The sequence below is a fragment of the Paenibacillus barengoltzii NBRC 101215 genome (assembly GCF_004000745.1).
Taxonomy (GTDB): Bacteria; Bacillota; Bacilli; order Paenibacillales; family Paenibacillaceae; genus Fontibacillus; species Fontibacillus barengoltzii.
In genome coordinates this window covers 23,935-42,447 of the sequence record NZ_BILV01000031.1, presented here as the reverse complement: position 1 = coordinate 42,447, position 18,513 = coordinate 23,935, and the positions used below count along the sequence as shown (strand labels likewise).

The 18,513-nt window shown below is 44.3% G+C and carries 17 protein-coding genes and 1 tRNA gene; 15 read left to right on the top strand and 3 right to left on the bottom strand.

Translation table 11 applies throughout. The annotated features are described in order from the left end of the window. Positions 1–130: 130 nt before the first annotated feature. Complete coding sequence (locus tag PBA01S_RS10595; RefSeq protein WP_127575946.1) at positions 131–583, bottom strand: DUF6650 family protein; 453 nt, start codon at positions 581–583, stop codon at positions 131–133. A gap of 331 nt (positions 584–914) precedes the next feature. Between PBA01S_RS10595 and PBA01S_RS10590 the strand changes: the two genes are divergently transcribed. The 4 genes from PBA01S_RS10590 to PBA01S_RS10575 all read left to right on the top strand — a co-directional run bounded on the left by PBA01S_RS10590 (position 915) and on the right by PBA01S_RS10575 (position 4,892). Then, entirely contained in the window at positions 915–1,649 is a 735-nt protein-coding gene (locus tag PBA01S_RS10590) for a hypothetical protein (RefSeq protein ID WP_127575945.1), read from the top strand. A 123-nt stretch (positions 1,650–1,772) separates the two neighbouring features. Continuing rightward, positions 1,773–2,186: a hypothetical protein gene (locus tag PBA01S_RS10585; protein WP_127575944.1), complete on the top strand. Its 414-nt coding sequence runs from the start codon at positions 1,773–1,775 to the stop codon at positions 2,184–2,186. Then, positions 2,150–4,072: a DUF2326 domain-containing protein gene (locus tag PBA01S_RS10580; RefSeq protein ID WP_127575943.1), complete on the top strand. Its 1,923-nt coding sequence runs from the start codon at positions 2,150–2,152 to the stop codon at positions 4,070–4,072. Before PBA01S_RS10585 ends, PBA01S_RS10580 begins: the two co-directional genes overlap by 37 nt. Next, a complete protein-coding gene (locus PBA01S_RS10575; protein ID WP_127575942.1) occupies positions 4,056–4,892 on the top strand; it encodes a hypothetical protein in 837 nt (278 codons plus the stop codon). Before PBA01S_RS10580 ends, PBA01S_RS10575 begins: the two co-directional genes overlap by 17 nt. Before the next feature lie 144 nt (positions 4,893–5,036). Here the strand turns inward: PBA01S_RS10575 and PBA01S_RS10570 are convergent, their stop codons facing one another. Together PBA01S_RS10570 and PBA01S_RS10565 are read right to left on the bottom strand one after the other, a co-directional pair. Continuing rightward, on the bottom strand, positions 5,037–6,047 hold the full coding sequence (locus PBA01S_RS10570) for a tyrosine-type recombinase/integrase (RefSeq protein WP_127575941.1): 1,011 nt from the start codon (positions 6,045–6,047) through the stop codon (positions 5,037–5,039). Positions 6,048–6,049: 2 nt separating this feature from the next. Next, a complete protein-coding gene (locus PBA01S_RS10565) occupies positions 6,050–7,033 on the bottom strand; it encodes a tyrosine-type recombinase/integrase (RefSeq protein ID WP_127575940.1) in 984 nt (327 codons plus the stop codon). Positions 7,034–8,324: 1,291 nt separating this feature from the next. Between PBA01S_RS10565 and PBA01S_RS10560 the strand changes: the two genes are divergently transcribed. From PBA01S_RS10560 to yajC, 11 genes are all read left to right on the top strand, one after another. Then, entirely contained in the window at positions 8,325–9,524 is a 1,200-nt protein-coding gene (locus tag PBA01S_RS10560; protein WP_127575939.1) for a LasA N-terminal domain-containing protein, read from the top strand. Positions 9,525–9,569: 45 nt separating this feature from the next. Next, positions 9,570–10,268: a hypothetical protein gene (locus PBA01S_RS10555; RefSeq protein ID WP_028539731.1), complete on the top strand. Its 699-nt coding sequence runs from the start codon at positions 9,570–9,572 to the stop codon at positions 10,266–10,268. Positions 10,269–10,435: 167 nt separating this feature from the next. After that, a tRNA-Pro gene (locus PBA01S_RS10550) sits at positions 10,436–10,509 on the top strand. Between the two features lie 134 nt (positions 10,510–10,643). Next, a complete protein-coding gene (locus tag PBA01S_RS10545; protein ID WP_016311144.1) occupies positions 10,644–11,327 on the top strand; it encodes a BofC C-terminal domain-containing protein in 684 nt (227 codons plus the stop codon). Between the two features lie 270 nt (positions 11,328–11,597). After that, a complete protein-coding gene (gene ruvC, locus PBA01S_RS10540) occupies positions 11,598–12,101 on the top strand; it encodes a crossover junction endodeoxyribonuclease RuvC (RefSeq protein ID WP_085170349.1) in 504 nt (167 codons plus the stop codon). After that, the gene (ruvA, locus tag PBA01S_RS10535; RefSeq protein ID WP_016311146.1) at positions 12,098–12,718 is read left to right on the top strand and encodes a Holliday junction branch migration protein RuvA; all 621 of its coding nucleotides are present in this window, start codon (positions 12,098–12,100) and stop codon (positions 12,716–12,718) included. The genes ruvC and ruvA overlap by 4 nt, the downstream gene beginning before the upstream one ends. A 32-nt stretch (positions 12,719–12,750) precedes the next feature. Beyond that, complete coding sequence (gene ruvB, locus PBA01S_RS10530; RefSeq protein WP_028539729.1) at positions 12,751–13,755, top strand: Holliday junction branch migration DNA helicase RuvB; 1,005 nt, start codon at positions 12,751–12,753, stop codon at positions 13,753–13,755. A gap of 106 nt (positions 13,756–13,861) precedes the next feature. Then, entirely contained in the window at positions 13,862–15,913 is a 2,052-nt protein-coding gene (locus tag PBA01S_RS10525) for a SpoIID/LytB domain-containing protein (RefSeq protein WP_085170348.1), read from the top strand. 10 nt (positions 15,914–15,923) lie between these two features. Then, entirely contained in the window at positions 15,924–16,952 is a 1,029-nt protein-coding gene (gene queA, locus PBA01S_RS10520; RefSeq protein ID WP_085170347.1) for a tRNA preQ1(34) S-adenosylmethionine ribosyltransferase-isomerase QueA, read from the top strand. A gap of 36 nt (positions 16,953–16,988) precedes the next feature. Beyond that, on the top strand, positions 16,989–18,128 hold the full coding sequence (gene tgt / locus PBA01S_RS10515; protein ID WP_016311150.1) for a tRNA guanosine(34) transglycosylase Tgt: 1,140 nt from the start codon (positions 16,989–16,991) through the stop codon (positions 18,126–18,128). Positions 18,129–18,166: 38 nt separating this feature from the next. Next, positions 18,167–18,475, top strand: coding sequence for a preprotein translocase subunit YajC (yajC, locus tag PBA01S_RS10510; protein ID WP_016311151.1), 309 nt, complete (start codon positions 18,167–18,169; stop codon positions 18,473–18,475). Positions 18,476–18,513: the final 38 nt, after the last annotated feature.

Here is an 18,513-nt window from a genome sequence, read left to right as displayed (position 1 = left end):
CACAACTTGGATTGGCGGATGGCAAGGTGGATGTGCTGGAGCTGCCGGTGGACGAAGTCTGAAAGACAACGAAAATCTAAAATGTTAAAGTATGAAGGAGAAGGAGTTGAACTCTCCTTCATACTAAATTTCAATACTCCTCGGGAATTGCTTTTTCAAATTTAAGTCTAAAGCGTATTTCTAATTCTTGGATACCTAAGCGTATAGTACTTCTAAAGTTTTTGTAAATTTGTGAGTAGTTGCTGTCCACCCAATCTCCTTGATCATTTTTATAGATAATGTGAGGCCGTTTTTTTGCGTTAAGTTCATCTGAAAATGTGTTGCAAGCATCGGTCATACTTCTCAAAATAGTCTTAGTTGCGTCTGAGAATGCACGGTCACCGAGTAAAACAACGATAAAATTTTTAATTTCTATCGTTGAGGTAGCGCAATGTTCCGGCATTTCCATTTCAATAGGATTTGTAAGAAGTCTCTTTGCCTCCAGAAAATAAAATAACTTTTCAATTCCCTGTCGTTCACTTTCAGTGATTTCCCACGATAAACCTCCAAATGGGGCACTGATTCCTGTAATTTTGATACCCAAAATTGCATCCCTCCAATAAGCAAACCAATATTTACCATTATGGTATCATCGAACACCCTAACAATTCAATAACAGGTTGAATAGTAGCAGTAATACGTAGACCGCAAGTTTTATTACGTTTTGGACACGACTCGGTTTAATCCAATAAATAGGCCCCGAGTACTATTTATGTTGTCGAGTTAGGCAGGGGAAATGGAAAAAATGTAGAAATATATCATAAGGCAAGTATTTGATTTGAAGAGGGAAAATATGAAAAGATGTCGAATGTACATCAAAGTACTTAGAAAGTAAATCAATCGGCTCATTTTTATAGAATAGGTAGGTGATAGCTGTGGCAATGCTTAGTCCAAGCGAGCCGGAAAAACAATTGATTATTGATAAAATTCATAAAATGAATCCTACACCTGAACAGATTGAGAGAGTTTGTCGTGTCGTACTTGAAGAGCATCCCAATGATGTTTATCCGCAGCGATCAACTACGTTTCAAGCTCTAAGTGCAATAGTAGATCGATCCGTACAAAAAGGGGTTACTTCAAAGTTAATTGAGGAGTTCGAGGTATCGATCCACCAAAATGGAAATAAAAGCTCAGGGATCCGACCAATCGATACAGATCTAGCCAATCAATTCGGTAAGGTGTTTACTTCGTTACTGCAAGCGCTTGAGCAGATGGATGATGCTGAATTGGAACAATATACTGCGGATATTGACAGTGCAGATATGACTGAGTTCAAAGACAAGCTTGAAAACAAAGCAAAGTTTTCTAAGGATAGGCAAGAACATGCGATGAGAAGTCGAACAGAGATTTCAGTGCTTCAACGCTTGGCAAAAAAATTAGGATATCGCAAATATAATAATCTTAAAAAAAAGGTCATGTTTTTATATTTTCGCATTTGCGATAATTACCCAGTGAGTCAGTATACAGCAGATTTTAGATTTGAGCGTTTACTTGAACATTTATATGCGCAACTGCCGCCTCAAATTCGGGAATACTACGATGAATGCCTTGAGCAGATAACGGGAGTTATTTTCGACACAACATACGATTGTTACATTTTTAATGAATGAAGGTGAAAGATTATTTTTAAGCGAAATATTGAGCAAGAGTTGGCTACATATGATATTGAAGAGAGTAGTTCAGTCAATGGATTGATATTAATTATAATACTAAATTACATGCCGAAATGCTCCATGAACCAATTGGCTTGCGCACTATACCTTGTACGCTTCTCTAAGGTACTCTCCAAGTTTTTAAGCAAGGAAGAAGAAGTTGATTTTCTAAATAAAGTCCCCGAATGGGAGCTTGGAAATTTAGATGCTATGCTGGTACCGTATATTAACCAAAAATACGATATACGTTTTATTAGGGGTATAAAAGAATTGTTTGCAAAAGGTCTTATTCAAATTGAAAATGAATTTGTTCAACTAATTTCCAAGAAAGAAATCTCATCAGGCAGCGAAACCATTATGCGGATTCAACACAAAGCTGATTATGCGAGTCGCTTGGTGATGGGAATGAACATTGAATTACTTAATAAGCAAATATCACGAATAGTAGGAGAAGAACAATGGGGAACTTTCTCTTCATCAACCGTGTCGCAATAAATCCGCCCAGAGGAAAAACAGATGTCACATTCAGGGCGGGATTAAATGTGATTCGTGCAACTTTAATGGAAGAAACCTCTAGAGAAGGACAAGATAGCCAACCGGGAATACGAAATAGTGTTGGAAAAACAACTTTTTGTCATTTGCTAAATTATGGATTGGGGAAAAGCAGCTTTTTAAATCGAGATAAAGCGTTTGGAAAAAAAACACTCGAATCACATGATTTATTGATGGAATTTAGAATTAAAGATGAAAAATATACCGTTCAACGAAATCTTGTTAAAGGTGATATTTGTATTTTGTATAAAGATTGGCGCATAAGTGATTTACTAAATGGAATACAGCTCACAGGCGAAAGATATCCAATTGAAAATTATAGAAATTTTTTGGAGGAAACAATTTTTTCTAAAGCAAACATTTTTGAAGGGGAAAGATTTATAACGTTTCGTGACATTATGCAGATTTTATTCAGGGATCAAGTTGGTGGTTTTGAAACTATAGATAAAGCGGGGAATTATTATACTAAAGCTGATGAAAAACGTAAACTGCAACAATTTCTTTCTGGATTAACTACCTCTGAAACCTTAGATGCAAACAAACAAGTAAGTGATGCTGAGGCAGCAGAAAAAGAAGCTAAGAAGGCTTTTGATATCATAAAAAAGTATGTACATCATAAGGTTAATCAAGCTGAAGAATTGATTAGATCGGAAGCAGCAACAATATTAGAGCAGATCAAAGAAAAAAATGATGAAATAGCTGGCCTCAAACAACAATTAGTCCTACTTCAACAAAGAGATGATGAACGAATCACGCAAAAGCAAGAGTTTCTTCAGCAGAAATTAAATCTTTCTAAAGAAGAAAACATAATAAAAATGAGAATTAACAGTTTTCAGGCCACGCTTAATGAAGTTCAAACGGAAAAAGAAAATTTAGAAACGGCTCATCATGCACACCAACTATTAGATCCTTATGAGTATGAGAAATGCCCTGTTTGTTTGGTAACTATTACAAATGACTCGTCCTTTAAATGTCCCCGAAGCGCAGAGGATCAAGAGGATTCTAATAAGGCTTTGGAGACTATGCAAATTATTTTGTCCAACGAAAGACAAGATTTGGTTCAATCTATTAATGAGTTAAATCATATATTAGAAGAGCTTCAACTTAGGATGTCTGAAATTGACAGCAAAATAGATGAATTGAATTTGGAAATTTCAGAAGATGCAAGTGAAATACTTTCGAAAATCGACCTAATTGAAAAGGAACAAAAAGAACTTAATGAGAAACTAACTGGATTAAGACAAGACTTAGAGTATTTTCGAGATCATGAAGAATACAAAAGGAAACATGGTTTAGCAAAGGATCAACTTGCGATTGCAAAATCAAACAGAAACCGAGTTCAACAACAAATGGAAGATAATATTGATAATTTGAAGAAGTACTTTCATGAAGTTGTTTCCTATTTATATTTTGAGAACCGAATTGGTTCATTTCAACTAAGTGAGAGGGCGAAAAATTTCGAAGTTGAAATTAGATATCTTAATTTGGGTGAGGGCAAAGATACAGGCGCGGCAGCAATTACTTTGGCAGTGATTGCTTATGACCTGGCATTATTAAAATTGGCACTAAAGGTTGATACACCCCATCCCAGATTACTTGTTCATGACTCTCCTAACATAAATGACATTGATCCAGCTGTTTATAACAGGATTTTTACTTATGTGAAAGATACCTTAGAAAAATCATTCACTGATGAAGGTTTGGAACCTGAATTCCAATATATCATTACAACTATCTTGATGCCAGAAGAACTAGCAACTGATCCTTACATTAGATTGGAGCTCAATAATAATGGAGACGAGGGAAAACTCTTTGAATTCACATTTTGAAAACAATCTGGTGAATCAACAACGCTTAATAGATTTCTTGAAACGATCATTCTCTGAAGAAGAAATTTATGCATTGGGGCGCTTGTTAAATTTAGAAAAAGAAGATTATGTTGGTAGGGGGATGACCAAGCAACAGTTATGTAGTGCTTTTGTTGAAATGCTCACTCAACGATCGTTATTCAATAGATTATTTGTATATCTTGAGTCACCTTCATATATTCGCCCAAGGATGTATCAAGAATTTGGTGACTTAGGAATAAAAGAACCTTTGTCTGATCATGGTTTAGAGCAGGCATTACAGGAATTTTATGGAAAAGTTGAAGAAGCCAAACAAAATAAATCTTTTTCGGATTGGCTTGATAATTGGAAGAAATCAATGGTCCTAGTTTTGGGGAAAGACAATACACCAGAAGCATGGGCAAAATTGGTCGCAATTTGTAATGAACTAAAACAACTAGGATATTCACCTTATTTAATTAAAGATCAGCCCGACATCGGTCATCTTACAAATGAGGAAAAAATGTTAGCGTATGCTGCCGCATCAAGATTTATTGTTATTGAAAAATCAGAGCCATCTGGACATATTGATGAAGCCCATATTTGTGCTATAAATCGCTTTGTTGGGATTTGGATTAGAGAAGAGGGAAAGGGAGACACCTGGATGCAAGGCGATTACGAGGTAAGCTTCCTTAATATCAAGAGTTTTACATATGCTACAGGAAATATAAAAAAGGCAATCAGCGATGGTGTTGATTGGGCAGAACAATACTTAGAAGAGAAAGAAAAACAATTAAATGGGTTGTATCCTTTTAGAAGGTAGGACTTCGACTCTGGTTTACATTGAGATGAAATAATAAGTAGTTACAGTATTTTCAAAAGAACAGTTTGGGTATTCCTCAAAATTGTCTTGAAAAGTAGCAAAGGGCCGCCTAATGCAGCCCTTTGTTTATTTTCTTATTGTATATTATCCACCGATCCGGAGTCGACTCATATTCTCCACCGGACTATATTTCTGATGCTGTTCCCGAATATCCTTGCTAAAAAGCTCTACATAATAGCGGACCATGTCCAGTGTGCTGTGGCCGAGAATCTGTTGTAGGGTAAAAACGTCGCCGCCGTTCAGGATGTAAAACTTCGCCATTGTATGTCTGAATGTATGAGGCGATACCCGAACGCCCGATATGCCGGCTAACTTCCCATACTCCTGAATGTTTTCCTGTATGGTTCGTGTACGAAGGGCTGTGCCCTCTACATTCACGAAGAGCCAGTCCGTCTCTACATTACCGCGTTCGGCTAAGTATTGTTTCAACACTTTAATGCACGTTTTTTGAATGGGGACGCGCCGCGCTTTTCCGCCTTTGCCCCGAACAATCCGGATCTCCATTTCTTTTAAGAAAAGATCGCCGACCTTCAAGTTCAGCAATTCTCCGATCCGCATCCCCGTTTCCAGCATAACCATCATGATCGTATAATCCCGAAATCCCGTAAAGGTTTGGCGATTGGGTTGGTTGAGCAAGGCAAGCAATTGCTCTTTGGTAAAGGTTTGGATCATTTTCTTTTCCGCTTTGATTAGCCGTAGTTCATCAGCCAGTTTGTGCTTGATATAGCCTTCCTCATATAAAAACTTGAAAAACGCTTTGCAGGTTTTGATGCGCCCGTTTACCGTATTGCTGGCCAGTCCTTTGCCAAGCATATATCCGATATAATGATGCTTGATGTCCCGGTTGGTCATGGTGAGGATGTCAAAGTCCTGGTTTTGTTCTTCGAATGTCTTCTGCATCATGATCATATTTTCTTCATAAAACTCGATAGTTCGATCGGATAAATTTTTGGCTCGGCATTCAAACACAAATGATTGCAGCAGTTTGGGAAAACCGATTTGGGGTTTGCTCGGTGTAGCTGCCGATATTGGGGCAACTACCTGAGTAGCAGCGGAGGTAAGTGTATTTTTACGACGTTTTACTGGCATCTCCATGTTTACTGCACCTCGCTTTCATTGAAGCTGCCTTCGACCGCGAGGTTCTCAATCGGGCTGTACTTTTCGTGCTGTTTATGAATATCGGTGCTGAACAACTCGACGTAGTATCGAGTCATTTCGAGGTTGGCGTGGCCGAGGAGGTATTGCAAAGTAAAGATGTCGCCGCCATTCATCAAAAACAATTTCGCCATCGTGTGTCTAAACACATGGCAGGCTCCTTCCACGCCAGTAATGCCTGCTCGATGAAAATACTCCTTCACCATTTTAATGAAGGAATTTCTCGCCATGGGCATATTGAATACTGTAATCCAGATGTCGTCGAAGGGCTGATCTCCCCGTTCCACAATATATCGTTTGAGGATCTCCGCACATGTGGCTTGAAATGGCACCAATCGGAATTTACGGCCTTTCCCCATTTGAATGTGCACCGTATTTTCCTCAAAATTCACATCTGAGATTTTCAAACGGCTCATTTCGATGACGCGTATGCCGGTTTCAAGGAAAAGAAGCATAATGGCATAGTCCCGTAATCCGGTAAATGTAGTTTGATCGGGGGAGGCTAGGATTCGTTTGACTTGCTCTTCGGAAAAAGTATGAACGACTTGCCGTTTGTTCTTGAGGGGCTTTAACCCTTCGGCAATGTTAGTCGTCAGTAATCCATCCTCGAATAAAAATTTGAAAAACTGCTGAAGCGTGCGAATCTTTCCGTTGATCGTATTGGGCTTATATTGCTGTTCGAGCATTTTGTTAATCATGCGGACGGAGAGGTCTTTAGGGGTCAAAGTATCCAGGGAAAGGCACCAATCTTCAAGATCGCGTTGCAACGATTTGAGATAGACGTGGTAACCGTCTATGGTAAACTTGGAGAGATTGCGAAACTGGCAGTCCATCAAGAACAGCCGGACGGCTTCGGTGTATTGGTTTTTTGCCGAAACTGCGTCGTACGCTACAATAGTTTCATCAAAATTTTTTCCTTGCAACATTGCATATCACTCCCAGAATTTGGATTGGGAGTTTGGTGCGGTGAAAAGATTGGCGCGCCTGACGGCCTTTAGCCGCGTCAATCTGTGGGTTTAGCGAGCGCATACAACCCTGTCGGAAAACAAGGGACGTTTTGGGTCGGTGGGAAAATAATCCATGTCCGACTTCCCTTGTCCTATGCGGAATCTCGGCGATTGGCGAATGAGTGGTTCCCTCCTTCCATAGCGCCAATCTCAAAATCGTGAGGGAAACCGTGGGGGTTCGAGTCCCTTCACCGGCATCAAACAAGCAGATTTGTTAAATCACGGATCGTGATTTAACAAATCTGCTTTTTTTGTTACAACGTGAGATGATCTTAAGTTTAATAATTACAATACCAAATGACACCGAAGAGCTCAGGAGGAAACGATACAAAAGTTACATGGTTAAGCCGTTTACTTTTGAATATACAAATGAAAAGAAATTTGGTTTCTTCAGTAATCGGCGGAGATAGCCAGGAACCAGAAGTTGTAGCAGGAAATTATAAATAAGACTATCTTTAGTTTTAAGAAGGAGGGAATGAAAAGGAAGGAATCCAGCGAGTAATAAGAAGGAGTTGGGATTTAAAAGGATATATTTCCTATTGATGTAATAATGCTTGACAAAAAATATTGAAATCAAGTTGAATACACTATATAATATGTATAAAATTACAATATTTACCTCAAGATTAATGGTAATCCCTCCATCATGAGTACCACTTTACTTCTTTTACAATAGTGCAGCCAACCCAGTTATCCCCTCTCTTCTTCGACATTTAATTTGCAGTTTCTGTCTTGCGTCGATGTTGTAAGATGTTAGCTTTAATGTGCGTGCCGGAGGCGGACAACGCAGAATTTCCGCTTCAAACAAGCATTGTTTAGAATGAGCGTAGGAAAGGTGTAAGTCGAAGTGTTTATGTATTGAATGGTTTGATTAATGAAGCAGATATTGATGTTCAATAATGACTGATTGTATCAAGAATACCAGAAGGGGTGTATCTGATATCTGGTATCTTGCTGCAATAAATAAGAGTCGATTTCCATACTGCTTTTGGAGGAGCGATGGAAATCAACTCTGTACGCTCTTTGCTATGTTCAAAGCAAACAGCCTAGATACTATTATAAGATAAAAAATGTTTTGTACATAGTTGATAGAGTGGGCTTTTAGAGAGGAGGAGGGATTTAGTCTAAATAGAAAGATTGAGAATTTCTTGTAGGGTTAGATGTGCTGTTTTTTAATTGGAATGAAAAACTTTTAAAGAGGTGAAAAACAGTGATCTCAAAAAAGATGAAAGCATTAACTGTATTTAGTCTTTTGGCATCTTTATTATTACTTAGTCTTAATTCAGGTGTTTATGCAGCGGAAACGAATCTTTCAAAAAGAACATTAGATGAAATTTCTGCTGTTTATGACTCCCTACCAAAGAATTTGAAGCAAAATAAGGCCAATCTTATTGATGAGAACATTATGATTTATGATGAAAGCGGCCGAATTAAAAATGAAATCCATTCTGACGGACGAATTTACGATATTCAATGGGACAATGATAGAATTATTCAAGTTACTGACACAGCAGGGTATAAAACAGTTTACGACTATTCCAAGAATGGACAAGTTGTCGAGAATATTTTTTATAACAATCAACTGCAGACATCTTACTTTCGGGAGAAAGAGCTGTATCAAATAAATCTTGGAAAATTCAGCAATGCAGAAGCAACTTTGAAAGATGAAATAGCTAAACAATATTCCCAAGGGCTAGTTGACAGTTCCACTGTTAATAGGCTTGAGAATAGTTCTGTTACTCCTTTTGCAATTGTCGATTATTATGTTGCCGGCAAAAGGATGAATTCACTATTATCCTCAAGTGATTTTCTTTATAACAATGACGACGCAATGACTGAAAGTGAAATTCAGAGTTTCCTTACAAGTAAAAATTCTGTTTTGAGGAATAGCATTAAGATTTATGCTATCAATTCTAGTGGTAATGCTTATGATACTGGTAGAACAGTAAAACCTTCAAAGGTTATTAGTGATGCAGCAAAGAATGCGGGTATTAATCCTCGAGTGATACTGGTTACCCTACAGAAAGAAAGCAGTCTAGTTACCAGTACAGATACTAACGTTAATAGAAGAGCATTTCATTACGCTATGGGCTATGGAGCGACGGATAGTGGAGATATTACCACGTACACCGGTTTTGATAAGCAGGTCGAACTTGCCAGTGCGTGGATGTATGATAAGTGGCTGCATGATTCCAAGCTAGATGTGTTTTTGACTGTTAATGGCGGTGTATCAAAAACATCTGGTGGTGTGACTTATGCTGGGAAAATACAGGTGGACACTTTTCCAGCATGGGTATTGTATACGTATACTCCACATGTAATTGACTATTCTTTATTACCGACAATAGGTGGCGGAAACTATTTATTCCTGAAAGTCTTTGAAGGCTGGTGGAATAGTTGGTATGATTGAATATGAATAAAGAAAAAACACATGCGAGAGGATTTTTTATAATAAATGAAAAAAAATTTAATTGTTATTGTAAGTTGTCTGATTTTAATAGGCGTACTTTATTATATCAACTCTGATCAAAAGCGAGGACAAGAAGATCTTCAAGCATTATTCAACAGGTGGGATAGAGGAGAAGTAGAGGATTCAGAGAAAACAAAGATCATGAACACACTAGCCGATAGATTAAGGGAAAATCCACAGTTTTCTATTAAAGAGATAGAAGAAATATCAAAATTCTTTTCATTTTTTGAAGCTGATTCCTTAAAAGTAATTCAGTACATTGAAAATCCGGAGTTTTACGGCTCCAGTGGTAGGGAAAGTTTTCACATTGTGGTCTATAACGATCTGGTCGAGATCATCGACAGTCGAGGGAGTATGCGGATTGAAGATATAAAAAGGCGGGACGAACACCTTTATTATGTTTATGCCACTGATTATAGAATTACGAATATAACAGGTATCCACGTATTTAAGATTGAGATCGAGGATGGACAAACCCTAGACTGGAGTTCTTTGATTAATAAAGAAAGGTTGACTGACAATTTTCAATATGATGAAGCAAGTGAAGTATTATATTATCACGATGGACACATCTATTATAAAGAAATAAGGGACAATGGGAATGAAGTTTTGATTACAGCAGCTGATACCGACTACTTATTACAATTGGGTGATGATGGTCTTTATTATATACCACCCGAATAACGCTTATAAGGTATCGGTTCCATCCGACTCGCAAGAAGTGACTGTACGTCTGAAGGGGAATAGATAATAACGAATAAAATCGAATATTAATGCTTGACTTGTATGTCGAAGTCGCTATAATAGAAAGAGTGGCCCGATTTTTTAGAAATCGGTAAATCACTTGATAACGGGACGTAGCTCAGCTTGGTAGAGCACCTGGTTTGGGACCAGGGGGTCGCATGTTCGAATCGTGTCGTCCCGATCTATGGAGCAGTCATCTTAATGGATGGCTGCTTTTTTGATGCTTACGAAAGGCAGCCGTTGTTTTTGAGAACTGAATAAAGGCTTCCACTATCGGTCAAAATAGAGACAAAAGTCCGATAGAAGGGGATAACCGTGAATATCTTCCAAATCAAAAAACATCTGAAAAAGCGATGGAGAAGATGGAGACGCGCCATATGGACCGCCAGCGCCTTGGCTCTGATTGCGGTTATGGCCTGGATGGGGCTTCCATTATCCGATCAAATGGAGAAGTTGATGGCTCGTGAACCGATGGCGATCGAAACCCTTGGCATGTGGCAAGAAGCTGCTCCGGATGCCGATAACGAATGGTTATCGGAGCTGGAAGAGGGGAAATCGAGAATCGTCCATCTGACGAAAATATATACCTGTGGAGAAGAAAGCAGTGTTCTCGGCATTATGACCCCAAATGAAATCGCTGAGTTGATGAAGGATCACCCGACATGGAAAGGCAGACTTGGCGCCGGGGGCGACGTATGGATCGAAGAGAGGATCGACGGTCTTTCCGAAGACTGCAAAACGCAAGGATACATCGGCTTGGACAAGGATGGCAACTTGACGTTATTTGACGGTCCACCGAAGAAGGAGAAGGCGGTTCGTACTTTTTTTCAGATTGACGTGGAAATGATGGAGAGCGCCTTGCCGGCAGAAGTCATCCAGCAGCTGCGGCAAGGAATTCGTATTCAGGATGTGGAGGAATACAATAGTGTATTGTCCACCTTCAGCGATTTTGCAATTGAGCCGTCGGAGAGAGTGATGCAGCAGGAGGAACAGCCATAAAGCAGCTCGTTGCACGCTTTCGTTCACCGAAAGATGGATTGGATCAACCAGAAGAGGGAGTTCCCATAAGTTATCGTAGATAACGGAGGGACATCCCTCTTTTTATTTTGCCTGCATGAATTACACTTTTTTCACCTGCAAATAAGTTTTTCCTCAATCTTGACCGATCTTTTGCTATAATAAAGTGAATACATATGTTCGCTTTATGTAGGACAGGGCTCCATCCGAGGATCATGGGGGAGTTATAGCAACGATAGGGAGAGATGAGCCTTGCGGATACTTGGAATTGACCCTGGCATTGCGATTGTCGGGTTCGGATTTATTGATAAACAAGGTAATAAGGTTACGCCGGTGCAGTATGGCTGCATTCAAACTGAAGCCCATACGCCGGAGGAAGAACGGCTTATGCATGTTTATGAGGCGATGGTTCAGTTGATTGACAAATATAAGCCGGATGCGGTGGCGTTCGAGAAGCTGTTTTTCAATCGGAACGTGACGACGGCGATGTCGGTCAGTCAAGCGAGGGGCGTGTTGGTGCTTGCTGCGGCGCAGAAGGGGCTTCCGATTGCGGAATACACCCCGATGCAGGTGAAGCAGGCAATCGTCGGTTACGGGAAAGCGGAGAAACGCCAGGTGCAGGAGATGACGCGCATGTTCCTGAAGCTCCAGGCGATTCCGAAGCCCGACGACGTGGCGGATGCATTATCCGTGGCAATCTGCCATGCACATTCGTATACTTTAAAATCTAAAATAAACGAGGTATTGCGTTCATGATTGATTTTTTACGGGGCCAGATTGCCCATTTGGAAACAGAGTACGTCGTCTTGGATGTACAAGGGGTAGGGTACCGGGTATTTTGTCCGAATCCTTATGCTTTTGCAGCCAAAGGACAAGAGACGGTGACGATCTACACCCATCACCATGTGCGTGAAGATGCGATTCTGTTGTTTGGATTCCCCACTCGTGAGGAGCAGAAGCTGTTCCGCAAGCTGATTGAGGTATCCGGGATCGGCCCGCGTGTCGCGCTGGGGATTTTGAGCGGTGGAAATCCGGATCATGTTGTGGCGGCAATTCACCAGGAGAACATCTCCTTCTTGACCAAGCTGCCGGGGATTGGGAAGAAGACGGCGCAGCGGATGATTTTGGATCTGAAGGACAAGTTGGAGGGCGTTGGCGGCACGTTGTTTGATCCAGTGCCTGCGGATGCCGGCGAGATCTTGGGAGATGGCGGTAATCCGGGATGGCCGGAGGCCCGCGAAGGCCTAAAAGCGCTGGGGTATACCGAAGCAGAGTTGGACAAGGTATGGCATCGCCTGAAGGACGATGTCGGGCCGGACGAGGCGGTGGATTCCGTCATGAAGAAGGCGCTCAAGCTGCTGTACGCCGGCTGAGGATGAGGACAGGAAGGGGAGCGTAGCGCATGATGGAGGACCGGATCATCTCCGCGAATTTAATGATGGAAGATCAGGCGGTGGAGTTAAGCCTGCGGCCGCGTTATTTGGCGGAGTATATCGGACAGAACCAGATCAAGGAAAACTTAAAAATATACATTGAAGCAGCGAAAATGCGCAAGGAAGCGCTGGATCACGTGCTGCTCTATGGACCACCGGGGCTCGGCAAAACAACGCTGGCGAATATCATTGCCAACGAGCTAGGTGTGAACCTGCGTACGACCTCTGGGCCTGCGATTGAACGGCCGGGGGATTTGGCTGCGCTGCTGACCAATCTGCAGGAAGGCGACGTCTTGTTTATCGACGAGATTCACCGGCTGCATCGGACGGTGGAGGAAGTGCTGTATCCAGCGATGGAGGATTTTGCGCTGGATATTATGATCGGCAAGGGGCCAAGTGCGCGGTCGGTTCGACTGGACTTGCCGCCCTTTACGCTTGTAGGCGCAACGACGCGGGCAGGGCTCTTGTCGGCGCCGTTGCGCGACCGCTTTGGCGTCGTCAGCCGGCTCGAGTTCTATAACATCGATGAGCTTAGCTATATCGTATCGCGAGGCGCGGATATTTTCGGCATCGAAATGATTGGGGATGCGGCGACGGAAATCGCCCTTCGTTCGCGGGGAACGCCGCGGATTGCAAATCGCTTGTTGAAGCGCGTGCGCGACTATGCGCAGGTGCGGGGCGATGGCATGATTACCACAGAAATTGCCAAAGAAGCGCTGAAAATGCTGCAGGTTGACCCTATGGGGCTGGATTTGATCGACCATAAAATGCTGCGGGCAATGATTACGAGCTTCCGCGGCGGGCCTGTCGGCCTGGACACGATCGCTGCGACCATCGGCGAGGAGAGTCAGACGATCGAGGATGTATATGAGCCTTACCTGCTGCAGATTGGATTTCTGCAGCGGACGCCGCGCGGACGGGTGGTTACGCCGGCAGCGTATCAGCATTTAGGTCTGCCGATGCCGGAGACACCTTAAGACCTCAGTGAATTTGGCTCGAAGGCACCATGAAGGGAGAGAAGCAAGGTTGAAACGTACAACACGAACGAAGCGGTCATTTTCGTTAGCCCGATGGGGAAAAGGCATGATTGCGGGCTTGCTGTTAGCTGGGGCTTTTCAGTTGCCGGCAGCAGCTGATGATTCAGATACATCCCTTGTCCGCGTAGCTATGTACCTGGACTTGGGCAGCACCTATAAATCGACTACTCCGGCCGTTACTTTAAAAACGGCAGCTGCGGCAGAGGTCATCCTGGCAGGCAGTACAGGGCCGGAGTCTTGGCTCCAGTTGGGAGCGGGAGCTACAACGAGATTTAGCGTCAGCGGTTATAAGGTGAAAGCGTTGGAATCTGCGGATTGGGCAACGGTCGCTGCTGCGGTTAAGAAGCTGCAGGCTACATCTGATCGGCCGGTGGCTTATGCGGTAAATCAAGCGGGAAGCACAATCTACCGCGTGTATACAGGCCCTTACGTCAGTGCGGCAGAAGCGCAAAAAGCAGCGGATCGGATCAGCCAATCTTTAGCCGCATCGTTAAAAGGTGCTAAAGCCGAAGCACGTGGACCACTCTACGTCTCCGCCGGTTCGTTTGCAAGCCAGACGGAGGCCGAGAATCTTCGCCAAACGCTGTCCGCACAGCATGCAGAGGCCGTTGTGGCAATGACCGGCTCGGGACAGTATGCGGTATGGGTTGGGGGCGCGTTAAGTGCTTCTGAACAGTCCGCACTCCAAACCGAGCTGTCCGGACTGTATCCGGGGCTTTCTTTAGCGCCGGTGAATGAGCATGTCCCTGCATTACTCCTGCATCGGGACGTGACGTTGAATTTGGAGGGTCCAGTCAGTGTGGACCATTATGAGTTAAGCGGAGAAGGCGCCAAATTGACAGTTCGGGATAACGGCAATTCGCCGATCCAGGTGGTGGAGCGTTCGGGACGCAGCTACCGCGGGGATTTTGAGATTAGTAAAGTGAACGGTCAACTGGCGCTTGTCAACGAGGTGCCGTTAGAGCAATATCTGTATTCCGTTGTCGCCGGCGAAGTACCATCGTCTTGGCCGCAGGAAGCGTTGAAGGCTCAAGCGGTTGCGGCGCGCAGCTATGCGCTGTATAATGCAGGGCTTAATAAGTTTAAAGTAGCTGGACTGGTGGATACGACACTAAGCCAGGTCTACAACGGGACAGAGAAAGAGGTCGCCAGCATCGTTCAAGCGGTAGATGCTACTGCGGGAGAAGTGCTGGTATCGTCAAACGGACAAATTGTCGAAGGCATCTTTGCATCCAACAGCGGCGGGGTGACCGCAGATTCGGTTGAGGTTTGGGGGAATGTGAACCCGATCTACGCCAGCGTACCCAGCGATGGAGATGAATCGGCACAAGCCTCATTAAAATCGTGGTATCATGTGCTGCTGTCAAACGGGATCACAGGATATGTCCGTGAAGATAATACCGTCGTCAACGGGACGAATCCGGCAGGGTTGCAGAAGCTGACGGTGACGACCAGCAATGTACTGGTCCGGAAGCTGCCGCTCATTCAATCGGATGTAGAGCCCCTAGCGAAGCTGAATCCAGGCGACCAAGCCATCGTATTGGATAAGGTGCCTGAATCCAGCTCCTATGCATGGATTCGCGGACCATATACCTCCGATGAACTGGTGAAGTCTCTAAAGGGGAAAACGACCTCCGACGTCCCTTCCTCGATATCCAATCTGGAGGTCAGCCAACGGGGCCCATCCGGACGCGTGACCCAAGTTACAGCCAACGGACAGCCATTGAACGTCAAATATGCGGACACGTATCGCTCTGCTCTGAATGGCTTGCCCAGCACTTTGTTTGATATCGTGCAAACAGGACGTTATACTGTACAAGGTGCAGGAGGAACGACAGGTACCGGCACCGCGACGTCCACAACGACGATTCAGTCGGCATCGGGCAAGACGACAGCGAGCGGCAAGCTGGTGGTGATGAGCGGCGATCGAACCGCCCGCGTGGTGGACACGCCAAATCAATTCGTCTTCGTGGGACGCGGCAACGGCCATGGCTTGGGACTTTCCCAATGGGGAGCCAAAGGATTGGCCGACGCTGGGTATGATTACCGGCAAATCTTGCAACACTACTATCAAAACGTGTCTATCGTTAAGGAATGAGAATATACCGATGAATGTAGATCTATATGACTTCGAGCTTCCAGAGGAGCTCATCGCTCAGACCCCACTAGCTGATCGCACCGCTTCGCGCTTGCTGACGCTAAATAAACAGACCGGTGAAATCCGGCATCACAAGTTTTCCGATATATTGGATTACTTGCAGCCAGGCGATACGCTGGTGCTGAATGATACGCGGGTGATTCCTGCCCGGTTGTTTGGAACAAAAGAAGGGACCGGTGCCAAAGCCGAAGTGCTGCTGCTCAAAAATTTGGGCGAAGATCGCTGGGAAGCCTTGGTCAAACCCGGTAAGAAATTAAAGACCGGGGCGGTGATCGTGTTCGGGGACGAACTGAGAGCCACCGTTGAGTCCGAAGGAGACATGGGGGAACGCGTGCTTCGGTTCGCCTATGAAGGGATTTTTAACGAAATCCTAGATCGCTTGGGGCAAATGCCGTTACCTCCTTACATTAAGGAGAAGCTGGATGATCGCGAACGTTATCAGACGGTGTATTCCAAGCATGAGGGTTCGGCCGCCGCACCAACGGCGGGCTTGCATTTCACCGAAGAACTGCTGGAGCAGGTGCGGGCAAAAGGGGTGACGATCGCCTTCGTCACTTTGCACGTCGGGCTAGGCACGTTCCGGCCGATGTCGGTGGACCGGGTTGAGGATCATGTCATGCACGAAGAATATTATGTGCTGCCGCAGGAAACGGCTGACATCTTAAATGAAACGAAAGCGAGAGGCGGCAGGGTCATTGCCGTCGGAACCACCTCGGCCCGAACGCTGGAGACGGTAGCAAAGCAATGTGAGGGCGGACCGATCGTCAAGAGCAGCGGCTGGACAGGGATCTTTATTTATCCCGGATACCAGTTTGGACTGGTCGATGCGTTGCTTACGAACTTCCATCTTCCGAAATCGACGCTGGTGATGCTGGTCAGTGCGCTGGCAGGACGGGAGCGGATCCTTAAGGCTTATCAGGAAGCGATCGACTTGAAGTACCGTTTCTTCAGCTTTGGCGACGCCATGTTTATTTACTAAACGTATTTTTATTTGAGTAGAGGACGGTTGATCAGATTGGCAGCAGCAATTACGTATGAACATATCAAAACCTGCAAGCAGTCCGGAGCCCGGTTAGGGCGCGTGCATACTCCGCACGGCTCGTTCGAGACCCCGATCTTTATGCCGGTGGGTACGCAGGCAACGGTAAAAACGATGAGTCCGGAAGAACTGAAGGAGATGGATGCGAAGATCATCTTAAGTAACACGTACCATCTCTTCCTGCGTCCGGGACATGAGATTATTCGTGAGGCAGGCGGACTGCATAAATTTATGAATTGGGATCGTGCGATTTTGACAGACAGCGGCGGGTTTCAAGTGTTCTCGCTGAGTGAAATGCGCAAAATCACGGAGGAAGGCGTGCATTTCCGCTCCCACCTGAATGGTGACAAACTATTCCTGTCTCCGGAAGTTGCTATGGAAATTCAAAACGCACTCGGCTCGGACATTATGATGGCGTTTGATGAATGCCCGCCGTATCCGGCGGATTATGAATATGTGAAAAATTCGCTGGAGCGTACGACCCGCTGGGCGGAACGCTGCTTGAAGAGCCATGCTCGTCCACAGGATCAAGGGCTGTTTGCCATCGTTCAAGGCGGCATGTACGAGGACCTGCGCAAGCAAAGCGCTCGTGATTTGACTTCCCTAGATTTTCCGGGGTATGCTATTGGTGGACTGAGTGTAGGCGAGCCTAAGCCGCTCATGTACGAGGTGCTGGAATATACCGTTCCGCTGCTGCCGGCAGACAAGCCCCGTTATTTGATGGGCGTCGGGTCTCCGGATGCTTTAATTGAAGGAGCGATTCGCGGCATCGACATGTTCGATTGCGTGTTGCCGACACGGATTGCGCGTAACGGAACGACGATGACCAGCCAAGGCCGTTTAGTCGTACGCAATGCTCAGTATGCCAACGATTTCGGACCGCTGGATCCCGAGTGTGACTGCTATACCTGCCGAAATTACTCCAGGGCGTATCTCCGCCACCTGATCAAAGCCGATGAGACGTTTGGGCTGCGATTAACTACATACCATAATCTGCATTTCCTCATCAATTTGATGGGTAAAGTGCGTCAAGCGATTATGGAAGATCGGTTGTTGAGTTTCCGGGATGAATTTTTTGAGCAGTACGGTCTGTTTGGCAATGACAAAGGATTTTAAGCAAAGTTTCAGTTTGATGTTGGAAAGGGGGAAATCACATGTTCTTTCAGTATGCCGCGCAACAAACATCTGGAGGTAATCCGCTAATCTCCATGATCATTCCGTTTGTTATTATGATCGCCGTTTTCTACTTTTTATTGATTCGTCCGCAGAAGAAGAAGCAACAGCAACGGAACTCGATGCTGAGCGCTTTGAAGAAAGGCGATAAGATCGTTACGATTGGCGGATTGCATGGAACGATTATGGAGCTGACTGACGATACGGTCGTGCTTCGCGTGAATGACGTCACCAAGCTGACGTTTGATCGCAGCGCGATCAGCCACACCATTAAAGAGTCGGAAGGTTAATCTCATAAGCAGACAAACACAATAAGAAAGAGCCTGTT

Bases quoted from the DNA above. Each gene is read 5' to 3' on its own strand.
- PBA01S_RS10555 (WP_028539731.1), top strand. From the start codon at position 9,570: ATGAAAAAAAATTTAATTGTTATTGTAAGTTGTCTGATTTTAATAGGC.
- queA (WP_085170347.1), top strand. From the start codon at position 15,924: ATGAATGTAGATCTATATGACTTCGAGCTTCCAGAGGAGCTCATCGCT.
- PBA01S_RS10585 (WP_127575944.1), top strand. From the start codon at position 1,773: ATGAACCAATTGGCTTGCGCACTATACCTTGTACGCTTCTCTAAGGTA.
- yajC (WP_016311151.1), top strand. From the start codon at position 18,167: ATGTTCTTTCAGTATGCCGCGCAACAAACATCTGGAGGTAATCCGCTA.
- PBA01S_RS10580 (WP_127575943.1), top strand. From the start codon at position 2,150: ATGGGGAACTTTCTCTTCATCAACCGTGTCGCAATAAATCCGCCCAGA.
- PBA01S_RS10570 (WP_127575941.1), bottom strand. From the start codon at position 6,047: ATGGAGATGCCAGTAAAACGTCGTAAAAATACACTTACCTCCGCTGCT.
- ruvA (WP_016311146.1), top strand. From the start codon at position 12,098: ATGATTGATTTTTTACGGGGCCAGATTGCCCATTTGGAAACAGAGTAC.
- PBA01S_RS10565 (WP_127575940.1), bottom strand. From the start codon at position 7,033: ATGTTGCAAGGAAAAAATTTTGATGAAACTATTGTAGCGTACGACGCA.
- PBA01S_RS10525 (WP_085170348.1), top strand. From the start codon at position 13,862: ATGATTGCGGGCTTGCTGTTAGCTGGGGCTTTTCAGTTGCCGGCAGCA.
- ruvB (WP_028539729.1), top strand. From the start codon at position 12,751: ATGGAGGACCGGATCATCTCCGCGAATTTAATGATGGAAGATCAGGCG.